General features: G+C 70.3%; 18 protein-coding genes. All 18 read left to right on the forward strand.

Annotation, left to right across the window (positions count from 1 at the left end; genetic code table 11):
* Nucleotides 1-42: 42 nt before the first annotated feature.
* The 18 genes from aroC (at nucleotide 43) to CLV54_RS03970 (ending at nucleotide 19,158) form a co-directional block, all read left to right on the forward strand.
* Complete coding sequence (aroC, locus tag CLV54_RS03885) at nucleotides 43-1,233, forward strand: chorismate synthase (RefSeq protein WP_100343673.1); 1,191 nt, start codon at nucleotides 43-45, stop codon at nucleotides 1,231-1,233.
* Nucleotides 1,230-1,718 (forward strand): shikimate kinase, encoded by a 489-nt coding sequence (locus tag CLV54_RS03890; protein ID WP_100344351.1) that lies wholly within the window; start codon nucleotides 1,230-1,232, stop codon nucleotides 1,716-1,718. The genes aroC and CLV54_RS03890 overlap by 4 nt, the downstream gene beginning before the upstream one ends.
* Nucleotides 1,715-2,797, forward strand: a complete 1,083-nt coding sequence (aroB, locus tag CLV54_RS03895; protein ID WP_100343674.1) for a 3-dehydroquinate synthase — start codon at nucleotides 1,715-1,717, stop codon at nucleotides 2,795-2,797. The genes CLV54_RS03890 and aroB overlap by 4 nt, the downstream gene beginning before the upstream one ends.
* A 31-nt stretch (nucleotides 2,798-2,828) precedes the next feature.
* Nucleotides 2,829-3,266 carry a type II 3-dehydroquinate dehydratase gene (locus CLV54_RS03900; protein ID WP_100343675.1) on the forward strand — a complete coding sequence of 146 codons (438 nt, stop codon included), beginning with the start codon at nucleotides 2,829-2,831 and terminating at the stop codon, nucleotides 3,264-3,266.
* Nucleotides 3,267-3,379: 113 nt separating this feature from the next.
* Nucleotides 3,380-3,946, forward strand: coding sequence for an elongation factor P (gene efp, locus CLV54_RS03905; protein ID WP_100343676.1), 567 nt, complete (start codon nucleotides 3,380-3,382; stop codon nucleotides 3,944-3,946).
* 6 nt (nucleotides 3,947-3,952) lie between these two features.
* Nucleotides 3,953-4,369, forward strand: a complete 417-nt coding sequence (gene nusB / locus CLV54_RS03910; protein WP_100343677.1) for a transcription antitermination factor NusB — start codon at nucleotides 3,953-3,955, stop codon at nucleotides 4,367-4,369.
* A gap of 168 nt (nucleotides 4,370-4,537) precedes the next feature.
* A complete protein-coding gene (gene pyrR / locus CLV54_RS03915; RefSeq protein WP_100343678.1) occupies nucleotides 4,538-5,101 on the forward strand; it encodes a bifunctional pyr operon transcriptional regulator/uracil phosphoribosyltransferase PyrR in 564 nt (187 codons plus the stop codon).
* Entirely contained in the window at nucleotides 5,098-6,054 is a 957-nt protein-coding gene (locus CLV54_RS03920) for an aspartate carbamoyltransferase catalytic subunit (protein ID WP_100343679.1), read from the forward strand. Before pyrR ends, CLV54_RS03920 begins: the two co-directional genes overlap by 4 nt.
* On the forward strand, nucleotides 6,051-7,397 hold the full coding sequence (locus CLV54_RS03925; protein WP_100343680.1) for a dihydroorotase: 1,347 nt from the start codon (nucleotides 6,051-6,053) through the stop codon (nucleotides 7,395-7,397). The genes CLV54_RS03920 and CLV54_RS03925 overlap by 4 nt, the downstream gene beginning before the upstream one ends.
* The gene (locus tag CLV54_RS03930; protein WP_100343681.1) at nucleotides 7,390-7,920 is read left to right on the forward strand and encodes a PH-like domain-containing protein; all 531 of its coding nucleotides are present in this window, start codon (nucleotides 7,390-7,392) and stop codon (nucleotides 7,918-7,920) included. The genes CLV54_RS03925 and CLV54_RS03930 overlap by 8 nt, the downstream gene beginning before the upstream one ends.
* Entirely contained in the window at nucleotides 7,917-9,119 is a 1,203-nt protein-coding gene (gene carA, locus CLV54_RS03935) for a glutamine-hydrolyzing carbamoyl-phosphate synthase small subunit (RefSeq protein WP_245861326.1), read from the forward strand. Before CLV54_RS03930 ends, carA begins: the two co-directional genes overlap by 4 nt.
* A complete protein-coding gene (gene carB / locus CLV54_RS03940; protein WP_100343682.1) occupies nucleotides 9,119-12,409 on the forward strand; it encodes a carbamoyl-phosphate synthase large subunit in 3,291 nt (1,096 codons plus the stop codon). Before carA ends, carB begins: the two co-directional genes overlap by 1 nt.
* Before the next feature lie 23 nt (nucleotides 12,410-12,432).
* The gene (pyrF, locus tag CLV54_RS03945) at nucleotides 12,433-13,290 is read left to right on the forward strand and encodes an orotidine-5'-phosphate decarboxylase (RefSeq protein ID WP_100344353.1); all 858 of its coding nucleotides are present in this window, start codon (nucleotides 12,433-12,435) and stop codon (nucleotides 13,288-13,290) included.
* Nucleotides 13,283-14,209: a guanylate kinase gene (gene gmk / locus CLV54_RS03950; RefSeq protein WP_100343683.1), complete on the forward strand. Its 927-nt coding sequence runs from the start codon at nucleotides 13,283-13,285 to the stop codon at nucleotides 14,207-14,209. The genes pyrF and gmk overlap by 8 nt, the downstream gene beginning before the upstream one ends.
* A 121-nt stretch (nucleotides 14,210-14,330) precedes the next feature.
* Nucleotides 14,331-14,588, forward strand: coding sequence for a DNA-directed RNA polymerase subunit omega (gene rpoZ / locus CLV54_RS03955; protein WP_100343684.1), 258 nt, complete (start codon nucleotides 14,331-14,333; stop codon nucleotides 14,586-14,588).
* Nucleotides 14,589-14,609: 21 nt separating this feature from the next.
* A complete protein-coding gene (locus CLV54_RS03960; RefSeq protein WP_100343685.1) occupies nucleotides 14,610-15,887 on the forward strand; it encodes a bifunctional phosphopantothenoylcysteine decarboxylase/phosphopantothenate synthase in 1,278 nt (425 codons plus the stop codon).
* Nucleotides 15,888-15,985: 98 nt separating this feature from the next.
* On the forward strand, nucleotides 15,986-17,179 hold the full coding sequence (gene metK, locus CLV54_RS03965; protein ID WP_100343686.1) for a methionine adenosyltransferase: 1,194 nt from the start codon (nucleotides 15,986-15,988) through the stop codon (nucleotides 17,177-17,179).
* Between the two features lie 5 nt (nucleotides 17,180-17,184).
* Entirely contained in the window at nucleotides 17,185-19,158 is a 1,974-nt protein-coding gene (locus tag CLV54_RS03970; RefSeq protein ID WP_100343687.1) for a primosomal protein N' family DNA-binding protein, read from the forward strand.
* The last annotated feature ends 21 nt before the right edge of the window (nucleotides 19,159-19,179 follow it).

A 19,179-nucleotide genomic window follows, 5' to 3' on the forward strand; every position in this document is an offset into this window, starting at 1 on the left:
GCGTCGGCGGGAGGCCGCGACGCCTATGGGAGAATGACAACTATGCTTCGTTGGCTCACAGCCGGAGAGTCTCACGGCCCGGAACTCATCGCAATCCTCGAGGGACTCCCCGCCGGTGTCCCCGTGCTCCTCGACGGCCTCCGTGCCGACCTCGCCCGGCGCAAGCTCGGCTACGGCCGGGGCGCGCGGATGAAGTTCGAGCAAGACGAGCTGAACCTCTCGGGCGGAGTCGTGCACGGCGTCTCGATCGGCAGCCCCATCGCGGTGCGCGTCGGCAACACCGAGTGGCCCAAGTGGGTCGACGTCATGAGCCCCGAGCCCGTCGAGGCCGAGCGCCTCACGGGCGCCCGTGCGGCGGCGCTCACGCGCCCGCGCCCCGGCCACGCCGATCTCGTCGGAATGCAGAAGTACGGCTTCGGCGAGGCCCGCCCCGTGCTCGAGCGCGCGAGCGCCCGCGAGACCGCCGCCCGCGTCGCGCTCGGCGCGATCGCCCGCGCCTTCCTCGCCGAGCTCGACGTGCGGCTCGTCAGCCACACCCTCTCGATCGGCCCCGTGCGTGTTCCCGAGGGCAGCGCGCTGCCCGGGCCCGACGACGTGGAGGCGCTCGACGCCGATCCGCTGCGCTGCTTCGACCCCGCGACATCCGCTCTTATGGTGGCCGAGGTCGACGACGCGAAGAAAGACGGCGACACACTCGGCGGCGTCGTCGAGGTGCTCGCCTACGGCCTGCCGCCGGGGCTCGGCTCCTACGTGCATTGGGATCGCCGGCTCGACGCCCAGCTCTCCGCGGCGCTCATGGGCATCCAGGCCATCAAGGGCGTGGAGGTCGGCGACGGATTCCTCACGACCACGCGGAGGGGCTCGCAGGCGCACGACGAGCTCGTCGCGCGCGATGAGGTCATCACCCGCACGAGCGACAAGGCGGGCGGAACCGAGGGCGGCATGAGCACGGGGACCGTGCTGCGGGTGCGCGCGGGCATGAAACCCATCGCGACCGTTCCGCACGCCCTGCGCACCGTCGACATCGCGACCGGCGAGGCCGCGGCCGCTCACCACCAGCGCTCCGACGTCTGCGCCGTGCCCGCCTCGGGCGTCGTCGCCGAGGCCATGGTCGCCCTCGTGCTCGCGAACGCCATGGTCGAGAAGTTCGGCGGCGACTCGGTGATCGAGACGAGGCGCAACCGCGACGCCTACCTCGCGAGCATCCCCGAGTCGCTGCGCACCGAGTGGTGACCGTCGCGCTCATCGGGCCTCCCGCCGCGGGCAAGTCCCGGATCGGGCGGCGGCTCGCGAAGAGGCTGCGCCTGCCGTTCGTCGACACCGACACGGTCGTGGCCACGAGGCACGGCGACATCTCGCGGATCTTCGCCGAGCACGGCGAGCCCGTCTTCCGGCACTGGGAGCGCGAGGCCGTCGTCGAGGCGCTCGAGCAGGAGGCCGTGGTCTCGCTCGGGGGCGGCGCGGTGCTCGACGAGCGCACCCGCGACGACCTCGCATCCTGCCGCGTCGTGCTGCTCGAGGTGACCGCCGAGGCCGTCGCCCAGCGCATCCAAGACGACAAACGTCCTCTCGTGACCGACCTCGACTCGTGGCGCGCCCTTGTCGAGTCCCGGCGCGAGCTGTACGAGTCCCTGGCCGACTACCGCTGCGACACCTCGGAGCGGTCGATCGACATCATCGTGAGCGAGATCGCCACGTGGTTGAAGGAGAGCCGATGAACGAGCCCGTCACCGCCATCCCCGTGCCCGGTGCACGCCAGTACGACGTCACGATCGGCCGCGGCCAGGTCGCGGACGACCTCGCCCGCTATCTGCCGTCGGGCGCCGCCAAGATCCTGATCGTGCACCCTCCGACCCTCGGGGCGGCGGCGGCGAGCCTGCGCGAGAGCCTGCTCGGGCGCTACGAGGTGCTGCTCGCCGAGGTGCCGGACGCCGAGGCGGCCAAGCGCGTCGAGGTCGCCGCCTTCTGCTGGCAGATCATGGGCCAGGCCGACTTCACCCGCAGCGACGCCGTCGTGGGCTTCGGCGGCGGCGCGGTCACCGACCTCGCGGGCTTCGTCGCCGCGACCTGGCTGCGCGGCGTCGCCCTCGTGCAGGTGCCGACGACGCTGCTCGGCATGGTCGACGCGGCGGTGGGCGGCAAGACCGGCATCAACACGGCCGAGGGCAAGAACCTCGTCGGCTCGTTCTACGCGCCGCACGCCGTCGTCGCCGACCTCGAGCTGCTCGCCACCCTGCCGCGCAACGAGATCCTCGCGGGCTTCGGCGAGGTCGTGAAGTACGGCTTCATCGCCGAGCCGGAGATCCTCGACATCATCGAGGCGGATGTCGCGGTCGCGACCGACCCCGCGAGCGACGAGTTCCGGCGTCTCGTCGAGCTCTCGGTCGGTATCAAGGCGCGAGTGGTCGGAGAGGACTTCACCGAGGCGGGCCTGCGCGAGATCCTCAACTACGGCCACACCCTCGGCCATGCGATCGAGCACGCCGAGCGCTACCAGTGGCGGCACGGAGCCGCCGTCGCGGTCGGGATGGTCTACGCGGCCGAGCTCGGTCGCCTCACGGGCTCCCTCTCCGACGCGGTCGTCGACCGTCACCGCTCCATCCTCGAGTCGCTCACGCTGCCCACGAGCTACCCGCTGGGCCGCTGGCAGACCCTGCTCGCGACGATGCAGCGCGACAAGAAGGCGCGGGGGAGCATGCTGCGCTTCATCGTGCTCGACGACCTCGCGCGGCCGAGCGTACTCGCCGGCCCGGAGACCCCGCTGCTCTTCGCGGCCTACCAGGAGATCGCCTCCTAGGCGCACCCGGGCGTGCAATAGGCTTTCTCGAATGAGCACAGTGCTGGTTCTCAACGGTCCCAACCTCGGTCGTCTCGGCAGCCGCGAACCCGAGGTGTACGGCGACGGCAGCCTCGCCGACCTCGAGGTGCTGCTGCGTGCCTCGGCGCCCGAGGGCGTCGAGATCGACCTGCGTCAGACCGATGACGAGGCGGAGCTCGTGCACTGGCTGCACGAGGCCGTCGACACCGGCCGCCCCGTCATCCTCAACCCCGCGGCCTTCACGCACTACTCCTACGCGCTGCGGGATGCCGCGGCCCTCGTCACGAAGGCCGGGCTGCTGCTCATCGAGGTGCACATCAGCAATCCGCACAGCCGCGAGGAGTTCCGCCACACGAGCGTCATCAGCGGCGTCGCCACGGGGGTCGTCGCGGGCTTCGGCTTCGACTCCTACGGACTCGCCCTCGACTACGTGACCCGCGCCGACTGACGATCTTTGGCCGAAAGGCCGCCCGCCAACTACACTCGTCTTTCGGGCATTCGGCCCGCCTCGGGGGCCACCAGCCCCAAGCATCTTTCCAATTGAACGGATTTTCTTCAGTCATGGCTGATTCAACCAGCGACATCCGCAACGGCGTAGTCCTCAAGATCGACGGCCAGCTCTGGACCGTCATCGAGTTCCAGCACGTCAAGCCCGGAAAGGGCGGCGCCTTCGTCCGCACCAAGATCAAGAACGTCGTCTCGGGCAAGGTCGTCGACCGCACCTACAACGCGGGTGCCAAGATCGAGACGGCCAATGTCGACCGCCGCGACTACCAGTACCTGTACCGCGACGGCAACGACTACGTGTTCATGGACACGGCCGACTACGACCAGCTCACCGTGAGCGAGGTCGTCGTGGGAGACGCAGCGAACTTCCTGCTCGAGCAGCAGGCCGCGACGGTCGCGCTGTACGAGGGCGCTCCGCTCTACGTCGAGCTGCCGGCATCCGTGGTTCTCGAGATCACCTACACCGAGCCGGGCCTGCAGGGCGACCGCTCGACGGGCGGCACCAAGCCGGCCACGGTCGAGACGGGCTACCAGATCCAGGTTCCCCTCTTCCTCGAAACCGGAACCAAGGTCAAGGTCGACACGCGCACAGGTGACTACCTGGGCCGCGTGAACGACTAGTCCCGGATGGGCGCCAGAACCAAAGCCCGCCGCCGGGCCCTCGACATCCTCTACGGGGCCGATGTGCGCGGGATCCCGATCCTCGACGCGCTCTCGGCCGAGGCCGAGCGAGCCGCGAGCGAGCCGGAACGGCAGTCGTCGTGGCTGTATGCCCGCGAGATCGTCGACGGCGTCGTCGATCACCACGCCGAGATCGACGAGCTCATCGAGACCTATTCGCAGGGCTGGTCGATCTCGCGTATGCCGATCGTCGACCGCGCGGTCGTGCGGATCGGCATCTGGGAGGTGCTCTACAACGACGAGGTGCCCACGGCCGTCGCGATCGACGAGGCCGTCGAGTCGGCGAAGCTCCTGAGCACCGACGACTCCCCGGGTTTCGTCAACGGGCTGCTCGGCCGGATCGCGCAGACCAAGCGCGACTAGCCGCACTTTCACCGAGCGCGGGTTTGTTCGCGAGCGACGAGCTTCGGCGCACCGCGGTCGCGAGCAAACCCGCGCTCGGCGGGAAGACCCGCGTGTGGGGTAGGGTTGAACGAAGTTGTAGGCATCCTTTAACAGCCGTCCTGTGAGGCGGGGAAGGAGGTCGACTCAGTGGAGCGCATCGTGCTTCAACGGGCTGACATCACTCGGGCGTTGACTCGGATCTCTCACGAGATCCTCGAGTCCAACCGGGGCATCGCCGATCTCGTCATCCTCGGCATCCCGACCCGCGGGGTCGTTCTCGCGCAGCGCATCGCGGCGATCGTCGCCGGGATCGAGGGCTCGCAGGCCCAGGATCCGTCATCTCGCGCCGACGCGCTCGTCGGCTCGCTCGACGTGACGATGTACCGCGACGACCTGCGCCGCAATCCCACGCGCGCACCCGCGCCGACCCAGGTTCCCCGTTCGATCGACGGAGCCACGGTCGTGCTCGTCGACGACGTGCTCTTCTCGGGGCGCACCGTGCGAGCCGCCCTCGACGCCCTGAGCGACCTCGGCCGTCCCCGTGCCGTGCGCCTCGCCGCCCTCGTCGACCGCGGCCACCGTGAGCTGCCGATCCGCGCCGACTTCGTGGGCAAGAACATGCCGAGCTCTCTCTCGGAGCGCATCAACGTGCGCCTCGACGAGATCGACGGCGACGAGTACGTGAGCATCGAGGAGAGCCCCTCCGCATGAGACACCTGCTTTCGACAGCGCAGCTCGACCGCGACACGGCCATTGAACTGCTCGACATCGCCGAGACGATGGCGGATGTCGCGGACCGGGAGGTCAAGAAGCTGCCGACCCTGCGCGGCAAGACCGTCGTCAACCTCTTCTACGAGGACTCGACGCGCACCCGGATCTCGTTCGAGGCCGCCGCGAAGCGCCTCTCGGCCGACGTCATCAACTTCAGCGCGAAGGGCTCGAGCGTCTCGAAGGGCGAGAGCCTCAAAGACACCGCGCAGACCCTGCAGGCGATGGATGCCGACGCCGTCGTCATCCGTCACAGCGCCTCGGGCGCCCCGCAGGTGCTCGCCGACAGCAACTGGATCTCCGCGGGCATCGTCAACGCGGGCGACGGAACCCACGAACACCCCACCCAGGCCCTCCTCGACGCCTTCACGATGCGGCGCCGGCTGCACGGCTCGGCGAGCAGGGGCCGCGATCTCGACGGCGTGCAGGTCACGATCGTCGGCGACATCCTGCACTCGCGGGTCGCCCGCTCGAACCTGTGGCTGCTCACGACGCTCGGAGCCTCGGTGACCTTCGTCGGCCCCGCGACGCTCATGCCGGTCGGCGTCGATAGCTGGCCGGCGACGGTGAGCTACGACCTCGACGACACGCTCAGGAACAATCCGCCCGACGTGCTCATGATGCTGCGCATCCAGAGCGAGCGGATGAACGCGGCCTTCTTCCCCAACGAGCGCGAGTACTCGAGGCAGTGGGGTCTCGGCGACGAGCGTCTCGCCGCCCTCGGCCCGGATAGCATTGTCATGCACCCCGGGCCGATGAACAGGGGGCTCGAGATCTCCGCGGCCGCCGCGGACTCGCCCCAGTCGACCGTCCGCGAGCAGGTGGCCAACGGGGTTTCGGTGCGGATGGCTGTGCTCTACCTTCTGCTGTCCGGCGAACGAGAGGTGCGGTTGTGAGCTCTGAACGACTTCTGGTGCGAGCGGCGACCCTCGCCGACGGAACCCGGGCCGATCTGCTGGTCGAGGGCGGGCGCATCGCTGAGCGCGGAACGGGGCTCTCCGCCGGGGGAGCGACGGTCGTCGACGCCGACGGCCTTCTCGCCCTGCCGGGTCTCGTCGACCTGCACACCCACCTGCGCGAGCCGGGCTTCGAGCAGTCCGAGACAGTGCTCACGGGCAGCAGGGCTGCGGCCGCGGGCGGCTACACGGCCGTCTTCCCGATGGCGAACGTCATGCCCGTGGCCGACTCGGCCGGTGTCGTCGAACAGGTCATGACCCTCGGCGACGCCGCGGGCTTCGTGCGGGTGCAGCCGATCGGCGCGGTGACCCAGGGCCTCGAGGGCAAACGTCTGTCCGAGATCGGGGCCATGGCTGACTCCCGGGCACATGTGCGCGTCTTCTCCGACGACGGCAAGTGCGTGCACGACTCGCTGCTCATGCGGCGGGCCCTCGAATACGTGAAGACCTTCGGGGGCGTGATCGCGCAGCACGCGCAGGACCCCCGGCTCACCGAGAACGCCCAGATGAACGAGAGCGCCCTCTCGAGCGAGCTGGGACTCGCCGGCTGGCCGGCCGTGGCCGAGGAGTCGATCATCGCGCGCGATGTGCTGCTCGCCGAGCACGTCGGCTCCCGCCTGCACATCTGCCATCTCTCGACCGCGGGCTCCGTCGACGTCGTGCGCTGGGCGAAGGCCCGCGGCATCGCCGTGACGGCCGAGGTCACCCCGCACCACCTGCTGCTCACCGAGGAGCTCGTGCGCGGTTACGACGCCCGGTACAAGGTCAACCCGCCGCTGCGCCGCGAGGAGGACGTGCTCGCCGTGCGCGAGGGCCTCGCCGACGGCACGATCGACATCGTCGCCACCGACCACGCCCCGCATCCGCTCGAGGCGAAGGACTGCGAGTGGGATCACGCGGCCTTCGGCATGGTCGGCCTCGAATCGGCGCTCTCCGTCGTGCAGGAGGCCGTCGTCGAGACGGGCCTGCTGTCGTGGCAGGATGTCGCGCGCGTGATGTCGACCGCCCCCGCGACGATCGGCCGGCTGCACGGCTTCGGCCACGAGCTGCTCGCGGGCGCGCCCGCCGAGTTCACGCTCTACGACCCGAGCGCACGCAGCCGTTTCACGGTCGACCGGCTCGCCGGCAAGAGCGTCAACAGCCCGTACCTCGACGTGACCCTGCCGGGCGCCGTCGCCTGGACCGTGCACGACGGTTACGCGACCGTGCGCGACGGGATCGTCGCCGACAGCGAAGACGTGGCCCGCAGGGCCCGCGCAGCGAAGGAGTCCGCTCATGGATAGGGTCGTTCCCGGCATCGTCGTGGTGATCGTCCTGCTCGTCGTGCTGTTCGCGATGTGGTGGGGCTGGCGGCGACGTCGACGCGCGCGCCCCGGCATCGCGCCGCTCGGCGTGCCCGCGGAGCTCGGCGTCGAGCGCGAGGGCGCGACCGTGCTCTACGTGGCCACGACCCAGCTGCTCGAGCCTCTCGAGCGGGTCGCGGTCACGGGCCTGGCCTATCGCGCGAAGGCGCGCCTGGCCGTGCACGACGCCGGGGTCGTGATCGCGATCCCCGGGCAGGCCGACGTCTTCGTGCCCGTCTCGGCCGTCGTCGAGGTCGGAACCGCGACGTGGGCGATCGACCGGGTGGTCGAGCCCGGCGGCCTCCTGTTCCTGAGCTGGACGCTCGGGCCGGAGACGGTCGACAGCTACTTCCGTGTGCAGACCCCCGCCGACAAGCCGCGTCTCATCGCGGCCGTCGAGGGGATCGCACCGCATGCAACACAGTCCGCCGCGCGCGGAGAGAGCACTGAGGTCAACAAGTGAGTATCGAACACCCGAGCACTGAACAGAACGCAGCCACCCGGCCGGCCGTCCTCGTCCTGGAGGACGGTTCGCGCTATGTCGGCCGCGCCTACGGGGCGGAGGGGCGCACCCTCGGCGAGCTCGTCTTCGCGACGGGCATGACGGGCTACCAGGAGACCCTCACCGACCCGTCGTACGCGGGGCAGATCGTGCTCATGACGGCGCCCCACATCGGCAACACGGGCGCGAACGACGACGACATGGAGTCGTCGAGGATCTGGGTGGCCGGCTTCGTCGTGCGCGACCCGTCCCGCACCGTGTCGAACTTCCGCTCGCAGCGCAGCCTCGACGACGACCTCGTCTCGGGCGGCGTCGTGGGCATCAGCGGTGTCGACACGAGGGCGATCACCCGCCACATCCGCTCGGCCGGGTCGATGCGATCGGGCATCTTCTCGGGCGGGCTCTTCGACCTCTCGGACGAGGAGCAGCTCTACCAGGTGCGCAGCGCCCACGAGATGTCGGGCCTCAACCTCTCGGCCGTCGTCTCGACGGTGGAGCCCTACCTCGTGGAGGCCCGGGGCGAGAAGGTGGGCTCGGTGGCGGTTCTCGACCTCGGGGTCAAGACCTCGACCGTGAACTACCTCGCCGAGCGCGGCTTCGACGTGCACGTGCTGCCGCAGCAGGTCACGGCCGACCACGTGCTCTCGCTCGAGCCCTCCGCCCTCTTCTACTCGAACGGCCCCGGCGACCCGGAGGCCTCGCAGGCCCACGTCGAGCTGCTGCAGGAGGTGCTGCGCGCGGGCGTGCCGTACTTCGGCATCTGCTTCGGCAACCAGCTGCTCGGCCGGGCCCTCGGCTTCGGCACCTACAAGCTGCCCTTCGGTCACCGCGGCATCAACCAGCCCGTGCTCAACAAGGCGACGGGGCGGGTCGAGATCACCTCGCAGAACCACGGCTTCGCGGTCGACGCCCCCATCGAGGGCGAGCTCGACTCGCCGGCCGGCTTCGGCCGGGTCGAGGTGAGCCACTTCAGCCTCAACGACAACGTCGTGGAGGGTCTGCGCTGCCTCGACATCGACGCCTTCTCGGTGCAGTACCACCCGGAGGCGGCGGCCGGCCCGCACGACTCCAACTACCTCTTCGACCAGTTCCGCCAGATGATCGTCGACCGCACCGAGCGCTCGGCATCCGCCAGTACGACCACGGGAGACGCCCAGTAATGCCACGCAGAGAAGACATCAACAGCGTCCTCGTCATCGGCTCCGGCCCGATCGTCATCGGCCAGGCCGCCGAGTTCGACTACTCGGGCACCCAGGCCTGCCGGGTGCTGCGCGAGGAGGGCGTACGCGTCATCCTCGTCAACCCGAACCCGGCGACGATCATGACCGACCCCGACTTCGCCGACGCGACCTACATCGAGCCGATCACGACGGCGGTGCTCGAGACGATCATCGCCAAGGAGCGGCCGGATGCCGTGCTGCCGACGCTCGGCGGCCAGACGGCCTTGAACGCGGCGATCGCGCTCGACAAGGCCGGTGTGCTCGAGAAGTACGGCGTCGAGCTCATCGGCGCGAAGGTCGAGGCGATCGAGAAGGGCGAGGACCGCCAGATCTTCAAGCAGCTCGTGCTCGACGCGGGCGCCGACGTCGCTCGCTCGCACATCGCCCACACGGTCGACGAGGCGCTGGGCTTCGCCGACGACCTCGGCTACCCGCTCGTCATCCGCCCCTCGTACACGATGGGCGGGCTCGGCTCGGGCTTCGCGTACACCCCCGACGACCTCGTGCGCATGGTCGGCGACGGCCTGCACCAGAGCCCGACGACCGAGGTGCTGCTCGAGGAGTCGATCCTCGGCTGGAAGGAGTACGAGCTCGAGCTCATGCGCGATGCGGCCGACAACACGGTCGTCGTCTGCTCGATCGAGAACGTCGACCCGGTCGGCGTGCACACGGGCGACTCGATCACCGTCGCCCCCGCGCTGACCCTCACCGACCGCGAATACCAGAAGCTGCGCGACATCGGCATCGACATCATCCGCGCCGTCGGCGTCGACACGGGCGGCTGCAACATCCAGTTCGCCGTCGACCCGGCCGACGGGCGCATCATCGTCATCGAGATGAACCCCCGGGTGTCGCGCTCGAGCGCCCTCGCGAGCAAGGCGACGGGCTTCCCGATCGCGAAGATCGCGGCCAAGCTCGCGATCGGCTACCGCCTCGACGAGATCCCCAACGACATCACGAAGGTCACGCCCGCGAGCTTCGAGCCCACGCTCGACTACGTCGTCGTCAAGGTGCCGCGTTTCGCCTTCGAGAAGTTCCCGGCCGCAGACCCCACCCTCACGACGACCATGAAGTCGGTCGGCGAGGCCATGGCGATCGGCCGCAACTACACGACCGCCCTGCAGAAGGCCCTCCGCAGCCTCGAGAAGCGCGGCTCGAGCTTCCACTGGGGCCCCGAGGAGCGTTCGGTCGAGGAGCTGCTCGAGGTCGCGAGAACCCCCACAGACGGGCGCATCGTGACCGTGCAGCAGGCGCTGCGCAAGGGCGCGACGATCGAGCAGGTCTTCGAGGCGACGGGCATCGACCCGTGGTTCATCGACCAGGTGGTGCTCATCAACGAGGTCGCCGACACGATCGCGAACGCGGGCATGCTCGACACCCCCACGCTCGTGCTCGCGAAGGACCACGGCTTCTCCGACGCCCAGATCGGCGAGCTGCGCGGCTTCGGCGAGTCCGACGTGCGCGAGGTGCGCCACATCCTCGGCGTGCGCCCGGTCTACAAGACGGTCGACACCTGCGCGGGCGAGTTCCCCGCCTTCACGCCCTACCACTACTCGAGCTACGACACCGAGACGGAGATCGCCCCGAGCGACCGCCGGAAGGTCGTCATCCTGGGCTCGGGCCCCAACCGCATCGGCCAGGGGGTCGAGTTCGACTACTCCTGCGTGCACGCCTCCTTCGCCCTCTCCGACGCGGGTTACGAGACGATCATGATCAACTGCAACCCGGAGACGGTCTCGACCGACTACGACACCTCCGACCGCCTGTACTTCGAGCCGCTCACGCTCGAGGACGTGCTCGAGGTCATCCACGCGGAGAGCCAGTCGGGCGAGCTCGTCGGCGTCGTCGTGCAGCTCGGCGGCCAGACCGCCCTCGGCCTGGCCAAGGGACTCGAGGCGGCAGGCATCCCGATCCTGGGCACGAGCCCCGAGGCGATCGACCTCGCCGAGGAGCGCGGGCTGTTCTCCGGCATCCTGGATGCCGCGGGGCTCATCTCCCCGCGCAACGGAACCGCCACCGACTACGCGGGCGCCGTCGCCGTGGCCGAGGAGATCGGCTACCCCGTGCTCGTGCGCCCCAGCTACGTGCTCGGCGGCCGCGGCATGGAGATCGTCTACGACAGCCCCTCGCTCGCCGACTACTTCGTGCGCGTCGCCGATCAGGGCATCGTGGGGCCCTCGCATCCGCTGCTCGTCGACCGGTTCCTCGACGACGCGATCGAGATCGACGTCGACGCGCTCTACGACGGCACCGAGCTCTACATCGGCGGCGTCATGGAGCACATCGAGGAGGCCGGCATCCACTCGGGCGACTCGAGCTGCACCCTCCCGCCCGTGACGCTCGGCCGCGGCGAGATCGACCGGGTGCGCGAGGCGACGCTCGCGATCGCGCGGGGCATCGGCGTCAACGGCCTGCTCAACGTGCAGTTCGCGATCGGGGCCGGGGTGCTCTACGTGCTCGAGGCCAACCCGCGCGCCTCGCGCACCGTGCCCTTCGTCTCGAAGGCGCTCGGCATCCCGCTCGCGAAGGCCGCCTCGCTCATCATGGTGGGGAAGACCATCGCAGAGCTCAAGGAGTCCGGCCTGCTGCCGCAGATCGACGGCTCGCGGGTGCCCATGGACTCGCCGGTCTCGGTGAAGGAGGCCGTGCTGCCGTTCAAGCGGTTCCGTACGCGCGACGGGCACATCGTCGACTCCGTGCTCGGCCCGGAGATGCGCTCCACGGGCGAGGTCATGGGCATCGACAAGGACTTCCCCCGCGCCTTCGCGAAGAGCCAGGAGGCGGCCTACGGCGGCCTGCCGACCTCGGGCACGGTCTTCGTGTCGGTCGCCGACCGCGACAAGCGCGCGATCATCCTGCCGGTGCTGCGCCTGCAGCAGCTCGGCTTCGAGATCCTCGCGACCGACGGCACGGCCGAGGTGCTCAACCGCAACGGCATCACGACGCGCGTCGTGCGCAAGTACAGCGACACGAACGAGGAGGCCGGCCCGACGATCGTCGAGCTGATCTCGCGCGACGAGGTCGACGTCGTCATCAACACGCCGAGCGGCCGTTCCGCGCGCGCAGACGGCTACGAGATCCGGGCCGCCGCCGTCGCGGGCGACAAGCCGCTCTTCACGACGATCGCGCAGCTCGCGGCCGCGGTCGCCTCCTTCGAGGCGATCGGCTCGGGCTTCGAGGTCACCTCGCTGCAGGACTACGCCCTGGCTCGCGAGGCGAGGCTGAGGTGAGCAACGCGGCCCCGAGCCCGGCGATGAGCTTCGGCGACCGCCTGACGCAGGCCTTCGCGCGCTACGGCAGGCTCTGCGTGGGCATCGACCCGCACGCCTACCTGCTGCGCGAGTGGGGGCTGGAGGACTCGGCGGCGGGGCTGCGCGAGTTCGGGCTCAGGGTCGTCGACGCGGCGTCCGGGGTCGCGGGCATCGTCAAGCCGCAGGTCGCGTTCTTCGAGCGGCACGGCTCGGCGGGCTACGCGGCGCTCGAGGACGTCATCGCGGCGGCGCGCGCGGCGGGGCTGCTCGTGATCGCCGACGCCAAGCGCGGCGACATCGGCACGAGCGTCGAGGCCTATGGCCAGACCTGGCTCGAACCCGGCTCGCCCCTCGAGTCCGACGCCATGACGGTGAGCGCGTTCCAGGGCGTCGGATCGCTCGCGAAGCCCCTCGACCTGGCCCGATCCGCGGGAAAAGGCCTCTTCGTGCTCGCCGCGACCTCCAATCCGGAGGCCGCCGCGATCCAGAAGGCGACGGTGCGTGTGGACTCAACTCGCGAAAGCACGGTGGCTCGTGCCATCATCGATGAAGTGACGACGTGGAATCACACGGAGGCGCGATCGGCGATCGCATCCGTGGGTGTCGTGATCGGAGCAACGCTCGATCTCACGGAGTTCGGCATCGACACGGTGTCCGGCTCCACGGGGCCGGCGATGCCCGTTCTCGCACCGGGTTTCGGGCAACAGGGGGCTCGTGTCACACAAGCGCAGGAGATCTACGGAACCCTCACGAGGGCCGTTATCGTCAGCGAGTCCCGCAGTGTCTTGGGGGCCGGTCCTTCCGGTCTCGCCGAGGCGGTGGAACGTCGCACACAGGAAGTGAGAGAGGCCATTGGCTGAGGTCGCACGCACGCCCCCCGAAGTCGACCGGATCGCCGCGTCGCGAGCAGCTGTCGCAGCCCGGCGGGCCCGTGCCGCCGTCAAGGCGGATGTCGCGGCCGGAGTGAGATCGTCGCTCTCGGTGCTCGACACGGCGATCGCCGAGCCGGAGAGTGCGGAGGGGCGGCTGCGGGTGACGGAGTTCCTCACGAGTGTCCCCGCGATCGGCACGACGAAGATGCAGCGCGCCATGGTCGAGCTCGAGATCGCGAGCTCCAAGCGCCTCGGGGGACTGGGCAAGTACCAGCGGCAGCGCCTGCGCGAGTTCCTGTCGAGCCGTGAGGCCGTCAACCGGGGCCGGCGCTCGGGCCAGCTCATCGTGCTCGCCGGGCCCACGGCCGTCGGCAAGGGCACGGTGTCGAGCTACATCCGCGAGAACTACCCCAACGTGCTCCTCTCGGTCTCGGCGACGACGCGGCCGCCGCGACCCGGCGAGATCGACGGCGTGAGCTACTACTTCGTCGACGACGCCGAGTTCGACCGTCTCATCGCCGACGGCGAGCTGCTCGAGTGGGCGACGGTGCACAACGCCTACCGCTACGGCACGCCCCAGGCGCCCATCCAGGCGGCTCTGGATGCCGGCACGAGCGTTCTGCTCGAGATCGACATCCAGGGCGCCCGCTCCGTGCGAGCCTCCATGCCCGAGGCGAAGCTCATCTTCCTGCTGCCTCCCAGCTGGGACGAGCTCGTGCGCCGGCTCATCGGCCGGGGCACGGAGGACAGCGCCGAACAGCAGCGCAGACTCGAGACCGCGAAGGTCGAACTGGACGCCGTCGGGGAGTTCGATCACAGCGTCGTCAACGGCTCCGTGCCCGAGGCGGCGCGCGAGGTCGTAGAATTGATGGAATCTCGCCGCTCGGCGCCCGCACGCCAGGCCTGAGCGCGCCGCACGAACGCGGTTCGTGAACCGCAGCGCAGTACATGAACCGCACGAACAGAGTGCCGCGACGTCGTCGCCGGCACACCCTCAGCACGGAACACCAGCAAGGAGCAGTACCGCTATGGCCGACAAACTCACAGGAATCATCGATCCGCCCATCGACGAGCTGTTGTCGAAGGTCGACTCCAAGTATCAGTTGGTGATCTTCGCCTCCAAGCGCGCGCGCCAGATCAACGACTACTACGCCGACCTCCACGAGGGAAGCCTCTTCGACAACGTCGGCCCGCTCGTCGACTCCGCGATCGACGACAAGCCGCTCTCGGTGGCCATGCACGAGATCAACGAGAACAAGCTCGAACTCCGCCCGATCGCGGAATAGCACCCCGGTCCGGCTGCCGTTATGACCAGGCCGCTCACGATCGTCGTGGGTGTGACCGGTGGCATCGCCGCGTACAAGGCGGTGGGCGTCATCCGCGCACTCGTGCTCGCCGGTCACTCGGTGCACGTGGTGCCGACGGAGGGCGCCCTCCGTTTTGTGGGCAAGCCCACGCTCGAGGCGATCTCGCGCAACCCGGTGCACACCGAGCTGTACGAGGGCGTGGCCGAGGTGCGCCACGTCGCCATCGGGCAGTCGGCCGATCTCGTGGTGATCGCCCCGGCGACCGCGAACAGCATCGCGAAGCTCGCCGCGGGCCTCGCCGACGACCTGCTCGGCAACACCGTGCTCGCCACGAAGGCGCCTCTCGTGATCGCTCCGGCGATGCACACCGAGATGTGGCACAACCCGGCGACCGTCGCCAACGTCGAGACCCTGCGCTCGCGCGGCGTCACGATCGTGGGCCCGGCCTCCGGACAGCTGACGGGCACGGATGCCGGACCCGGCCGGATGGAGGAGCCCGAGGTCATCGTGGCGGCCGCCCTCGCCGTCGTCGAGCGCTCGCTCGGTGCCGTGGGGGAGCTCGGTGCCGTTCGGGATCCCGGTGCCGTCCAGGATCCCGGTGCCGTCCAGGACCCCGGTGCCGTCCAGGACCTCCGTGGCCGGCGGATCGTCGTGACCGCGGGGGGAACCCGTGAGCCGCTCGATCCCGTGCGCTTCCTCGGCAACCGCTCGAGCGGCAAGCAGGGCGTCGCCCTGGCCGAGCGCGCGAAGGCTCGCGGGGCCGAGGTGACGCTCATCGCGGCGCACCTCGACGTCGCCGCGCCCGAGGGCGTGCGGCTGGTCGAGGCGGGCACGACGGAGGAGCTGCGCACCGCGGCGCTGGCTGCGGCATCCGTTGCCGACGTCGTCATCATGGCCGCCGCGGTCGCCGACTTCCGCCCGGCAGAGGTGCAGCACGTGAAGATCAAGAAGGATCAGGTGGGGGAGCGGCTCACGCTCGAGCTCGTCGCGAACCCCGACATCCTCGTCGAGCTCGCCGCGACGACCCCGCCGGAGGTCACGGTCGTCGGCTTCGCCGCCGAGACCGCCGCGAGCCGTGAGGAGCTCCTCGAGCTCGGCCGCCGCAAGATCGGGCGCAAGGGCTGCGACTACCTGGTCCTCAACACCGTGGGCTGGAGCGAGGGTTTCGCACAGGACCGTAACACAGTCGTCGTGCTGGACAGGCTCGGAGATATAGTTGGTGAGGCTTCCGGGAGCAAGATGTCGGTGGCGGATGCCATCCTCGACGTCATCGCGTAATCCACGTCTCGGCGCAGGTCATCGGTGCCTGGGCATTCGGCGCGGAAGCATGCCCAGCCGTTAGACAGAGCCCTTTAGCACGATAGAGATCAGGTCACATGAGCGAGCTCAGACTGTTCACCTCGGAGTCCGTCACCGAAGGTCACCCCGACAAGATCTGCGACCAGATCTCCGACAGCATCCTCGACGCGCTCCTCGCCGTCGACCCGCACAGCCGGGTGGCCGTCGAGACCCTCGTGACGACGGGGCTCGTGCACGTCGCGGGCGAGGTCACGACCTCGGGCTACGTCGACATCCCCTCGATCGTGCGCCGCCGGATCTCCGAGATCGGCTACAACTCGTCCGACGTCTGGTTCGACGGCCGCTCCTGCGGCGTCTCCATCTCGATCGGGGGCCAGTCGCCCGACATCGCCGACGGCGTCGACAACGCCTACGAGGCCCGCGAGGAGGCGAGCATCGACCTGCTCGACCAGCAGGGGGCGGGCGACCAGGGCATCATGTTCGGCTACGCCACGACCGAGACGCCGCAGCTCATGCCGCTGCCGATCTGGCTCGCCCACCGGCTCTCCGAGCGCCTCGCCGCCGTGCGGCACGAGGGCGTGCTCTCCTATCTGCGCCCCGACGGCAAGACCCAGGTGACGATCGGCTACGAGGGCATCGTCCCGCGCTCGGTCGAGACGGTCGTGGTCTCCACCCAGCACGCGCCGAGCGTGAGCACCGAGCAGCTGCGCGCAGACATCGCCGAGCACGTCATCCGCCCCGTGCTCGACCTCATCGAGCTCGACACCTCGCGTGTGCGTCTGCTCGTCAACCCGTCCGGCCGCTTCGAGATCGGCGGCCCCCAGGGCGACGCCGGGCTCACGGGCCGCAAGATCATCGTCGACACCTACGGCGGCGCGAGCCGTCACGGCGGCGGGGCGTTCAGCGGGAAGGACCCGTCGAAGGTCGACCGCTCGGGCGCCTACGCGATGCGCTGGCTGGCCAAGAACGCCGTCGCGGCGGGCTTCGCCGAGCGCCTCGAGGTGCAGGTCGCCTACGCGATCGGCAAGGCCGCCCCCGTGGGCCTCTATGTGGAGACCTTCGGCACCGGCGTGCTGCCCGACGATCGGATCATCGCCGCGATCAACGAGGTCTTCGACCTGCGGCCCGCCGCGATCATCTCCTCGCTCGACCTGCTCCGGCCGATCTACGCGCAGACGGCCACCTACGGTCACTTCGGCCGTGAGCTGCCCGACTTCACCTGGGAACGGCTCGACCGCGTCGACGAACTGCGCAGCGCAGCGGGGCTCTAGGCACCATGTCGGCCGAGACGGTCGCGCGGGTGCTCATCGACTCACCCCTGCCCCAGCTCGATCGGCTCTTCGACTACGCGATCCCGGAGGAGCTGCGCGCCGAGGCGCTGCCGGGCGTCCGGGTGAAGGTGCCCTTCCGCAGCGCCGGCCGCTCGGCCGAGGGCTACCTCGTCGAGCTCGGCGAGCCGGGCGAGGAGTACAGCGGGCGGCTGAGCCCGCTCGAGAGTGTCGTCTCCATCGTGCCCGTGCTGAGCCCCGAGCTCTGGTCGCTCGCCCGGAAGGTCGCCGACCGCAGCGCCGGCAACGCGAGCGACGTGCTGCGCCTCGCGATACCGCCGCGTCAGGTGCGGGTCGAGAAGGCTTTCCTGCGCGACGGTTCGGCTGCGGCATCCGCCCCGCTGCCGCTGCCGCTCACCGAGCTCGACGGCTACGGCTCCGAGGTGCTTGAGGCGGTCGCCGGGGGCGCGCGCCTCGCGGTGGCCGCCGTGCCCCGGCCTGTGCGGCTCGACTCGGGCGAGAGCGTCGGGCACTGGGCGCTGACCCTCGCCCAGCTCGCCGCCGACACCCTCGCACGGCGTCGCTCCGCGATCCTCGCGGTGCCCGACTTCCGCGACCAGGACCAGCTCGAGGCCGCACTGCACACGCTCGTGCCGGAGGCGCGCATCCTGCGCAGCGACGCCCGGCAGGCCAACGCCGACCGCTATCGCTCCTTCCTGAGCGCTCTCGGCGATGAGCCCGTCGTGATCGTCGGCAACCGGTCGGCCGTCTACGCCCCCGCCCCCGCGCTCGGCCTCATCGCGCTGTGGGACGACGGCGACCCGCTCTTCTCCGAGCAGCTGAGCCCGTATGCGAACGCGCGGGATGCCGCCCTCATCCGCCAGGAGTCGAGCGGCGCCGCGCTCGTCCTGCTCGCGCACTCGGCGAGCATCGAGGCGCGCAGGCTCGTGCAGCTCGGCTGGCTCACCGTGTGCGCGCCCACGAAGGTCTGGACGCCGCACATCGTGCCGACGGCCCAGCAGGCCGGGGGGGACGCGCAGTTCGCGGCCGCGAGGATCCCGTCGACCGCGTGGACGCAGGCTCGCGAGGCGCTCGCACACGGGCCCGTCCTCGTGCAGGTCGCCCGCCCCGGCTACGCACCTGCGCTCGCGTGCGCGAGCTGCCGTCACTCCGCCCGCTGCGGGGTCTGCCAGGGGCCGCTCGGCCGGCGCTCGGCGAACGCCGTGCCGGCCTGCCAGTGGTGCGGAACCCTCGCCCCGTCCTGGCACTGCGGCAACTGCGGCGGAACCGAGCTGCGGACGGTCGGCGTCGGCGCCGGACGCACGGCCGAAGACCTCGGCCGAGCCTTCCCCGGCGCGAAGGTCGTCGTCGCCGACGGCGAGCGCCCGATCCTCACGATCGGCTCCGAGCCGGCCCTCATCGTGGCGACCCGCGGCGCCGAGCCGCGCGCCGAGGGCGGCTACCGCGCCGTGCTGCTGCTCGACGGCGAGAGGATGCTCGCACGCGAGAGCCTCGGCGTCGACCTCGACTGCCTCAGGCTGTGGTCGAACGCCGCCGCTCTGAGCGCGCCCGGCGCCCCCACGATGCTCGCCGCGGTCGCCGGCCCGATCGCGACGGCTCTCGCGACCTGGCGGCAAGACCAGTACACCGATCGTGAGCTCGCCGATCGCCGCACCCTGCGCTTCCCGCCCGCCGTGCGCGTGGCCTCGGTCACGGGCTTCCCCGACACGGTGGCCGCCGCGATCGACGCCCTGCCGCCGTCGGAGCACCTCGACGTGCTCGGCCCCGTGGGCGTCGACGACGGCCTCACCCGGGCGATCGTGCGCTTCGACTACGGGCTCGGCCCCGAGGTGGCCTCGTCGCTGCGGGCCTCGGTCGTGGCGGCGGCCACGAGCCGCCGCAAGCCCGCACCCGGGAAGCCCGCCTACCGCACGCCGAATACACTCAGAGTACGTTTCGACGATCCGGAGATCCTGGCATGACCCACCCCACCGACCAGCACG

The sequence above is a fragment of the Compostimonas suwonensis genome (assembly GCF_002797855.1).
Taxonomy (GTDB): domain Bacteria; phylum Actinomycetota; class Actinomycetes; order Actinomycetales; family Microbacteriaceae; genus Compostimonas; species Compostimonas suwonensis.

Coding starts and splice junctions, on each gene's coding strand:
- CLV54_RS03920 (WP_100343679.1), top strand. CDS start 5,098: ATGAGACACCTGCTTTCGACAGCGCAGCTCGACCGCGACACGGCCATT.
- CLV54_RS03900 (WP_100343675.1), top strand. CDS start 2,829: ATGAGCACAGTGCTGGTTCTCAACGGTCCCAACCTCGGTCGTCTCGGC.
- carB (WP_100343682.1), top strand. CDS start 9,119: ATGCCACGCAGAGAAGACATCAACAGCGTCCTCGTCATCGGCTCCGGC.
- CLV54_RS03960 (WP_100343685.1), top strand. CDS start 14,610: ATGACCAGGCCGCTCACGATCGTCGTGGGTGTGACCGGTGGCATCGCC.
- metK (WP_100343686.1), top strand. CDS start 15,986: ATGAGCGAGCTCAGACTGTTCACCTCGGAGTCCGTCACCGAAGGTCAC.
- CLV54_RS03970 (WP_100343687.1), top strand. CDS start 17,185: ATGTCGGCCGAGACGGTCGCGCGGGTGCTCATCGACTCACCCCTGCCC.
- nusB (WP_100343677.1), top strand. CDS start 3,953: ATGGGCGCCAGAACCAAAGCCCGCCGCCGGGCCCTCGACATCCTCTAC.
- rpoZ (WP_100343684.1), top strand. CDS start 14,331: ATGGCCGACAAACTCACAGGAATCATCGATCCGCCCATCGACGAGCTG.
- aroB (WP_100343674.1), top strand. CDS start 1,715: ATGAACGAGCCCGTCACCGCCATCCCCGTGCCCGGTGCACGCCAGTAC.
- pyrF (WP_100344353.1), top strand. CDS start 12,433: ATGAGCTTCGGCGACCGCCTGACGCAGGCCTTCGCGCGCTACGGCAGG.
- aroC (WP_100343673.1), top strand. CDS start 43: ATGCTTCGTTGGCTCACAGCCGGAGAGTCTCACGGCCCGGAACTCATC.
- efp (WP_100343676.1), top strand. CDS start 3,380: ATGGCTGATTCAACCAGCGACATCCGCAACGGCGTAGTCCTCAAGATC.
- CLV54_RS03930 (WP_100343681.1), top strand. CDS start 7,390: ATGGATAGGGTCGTTCCCGGCATCGTCGTGGTGATCGTCCTGCTCGTC.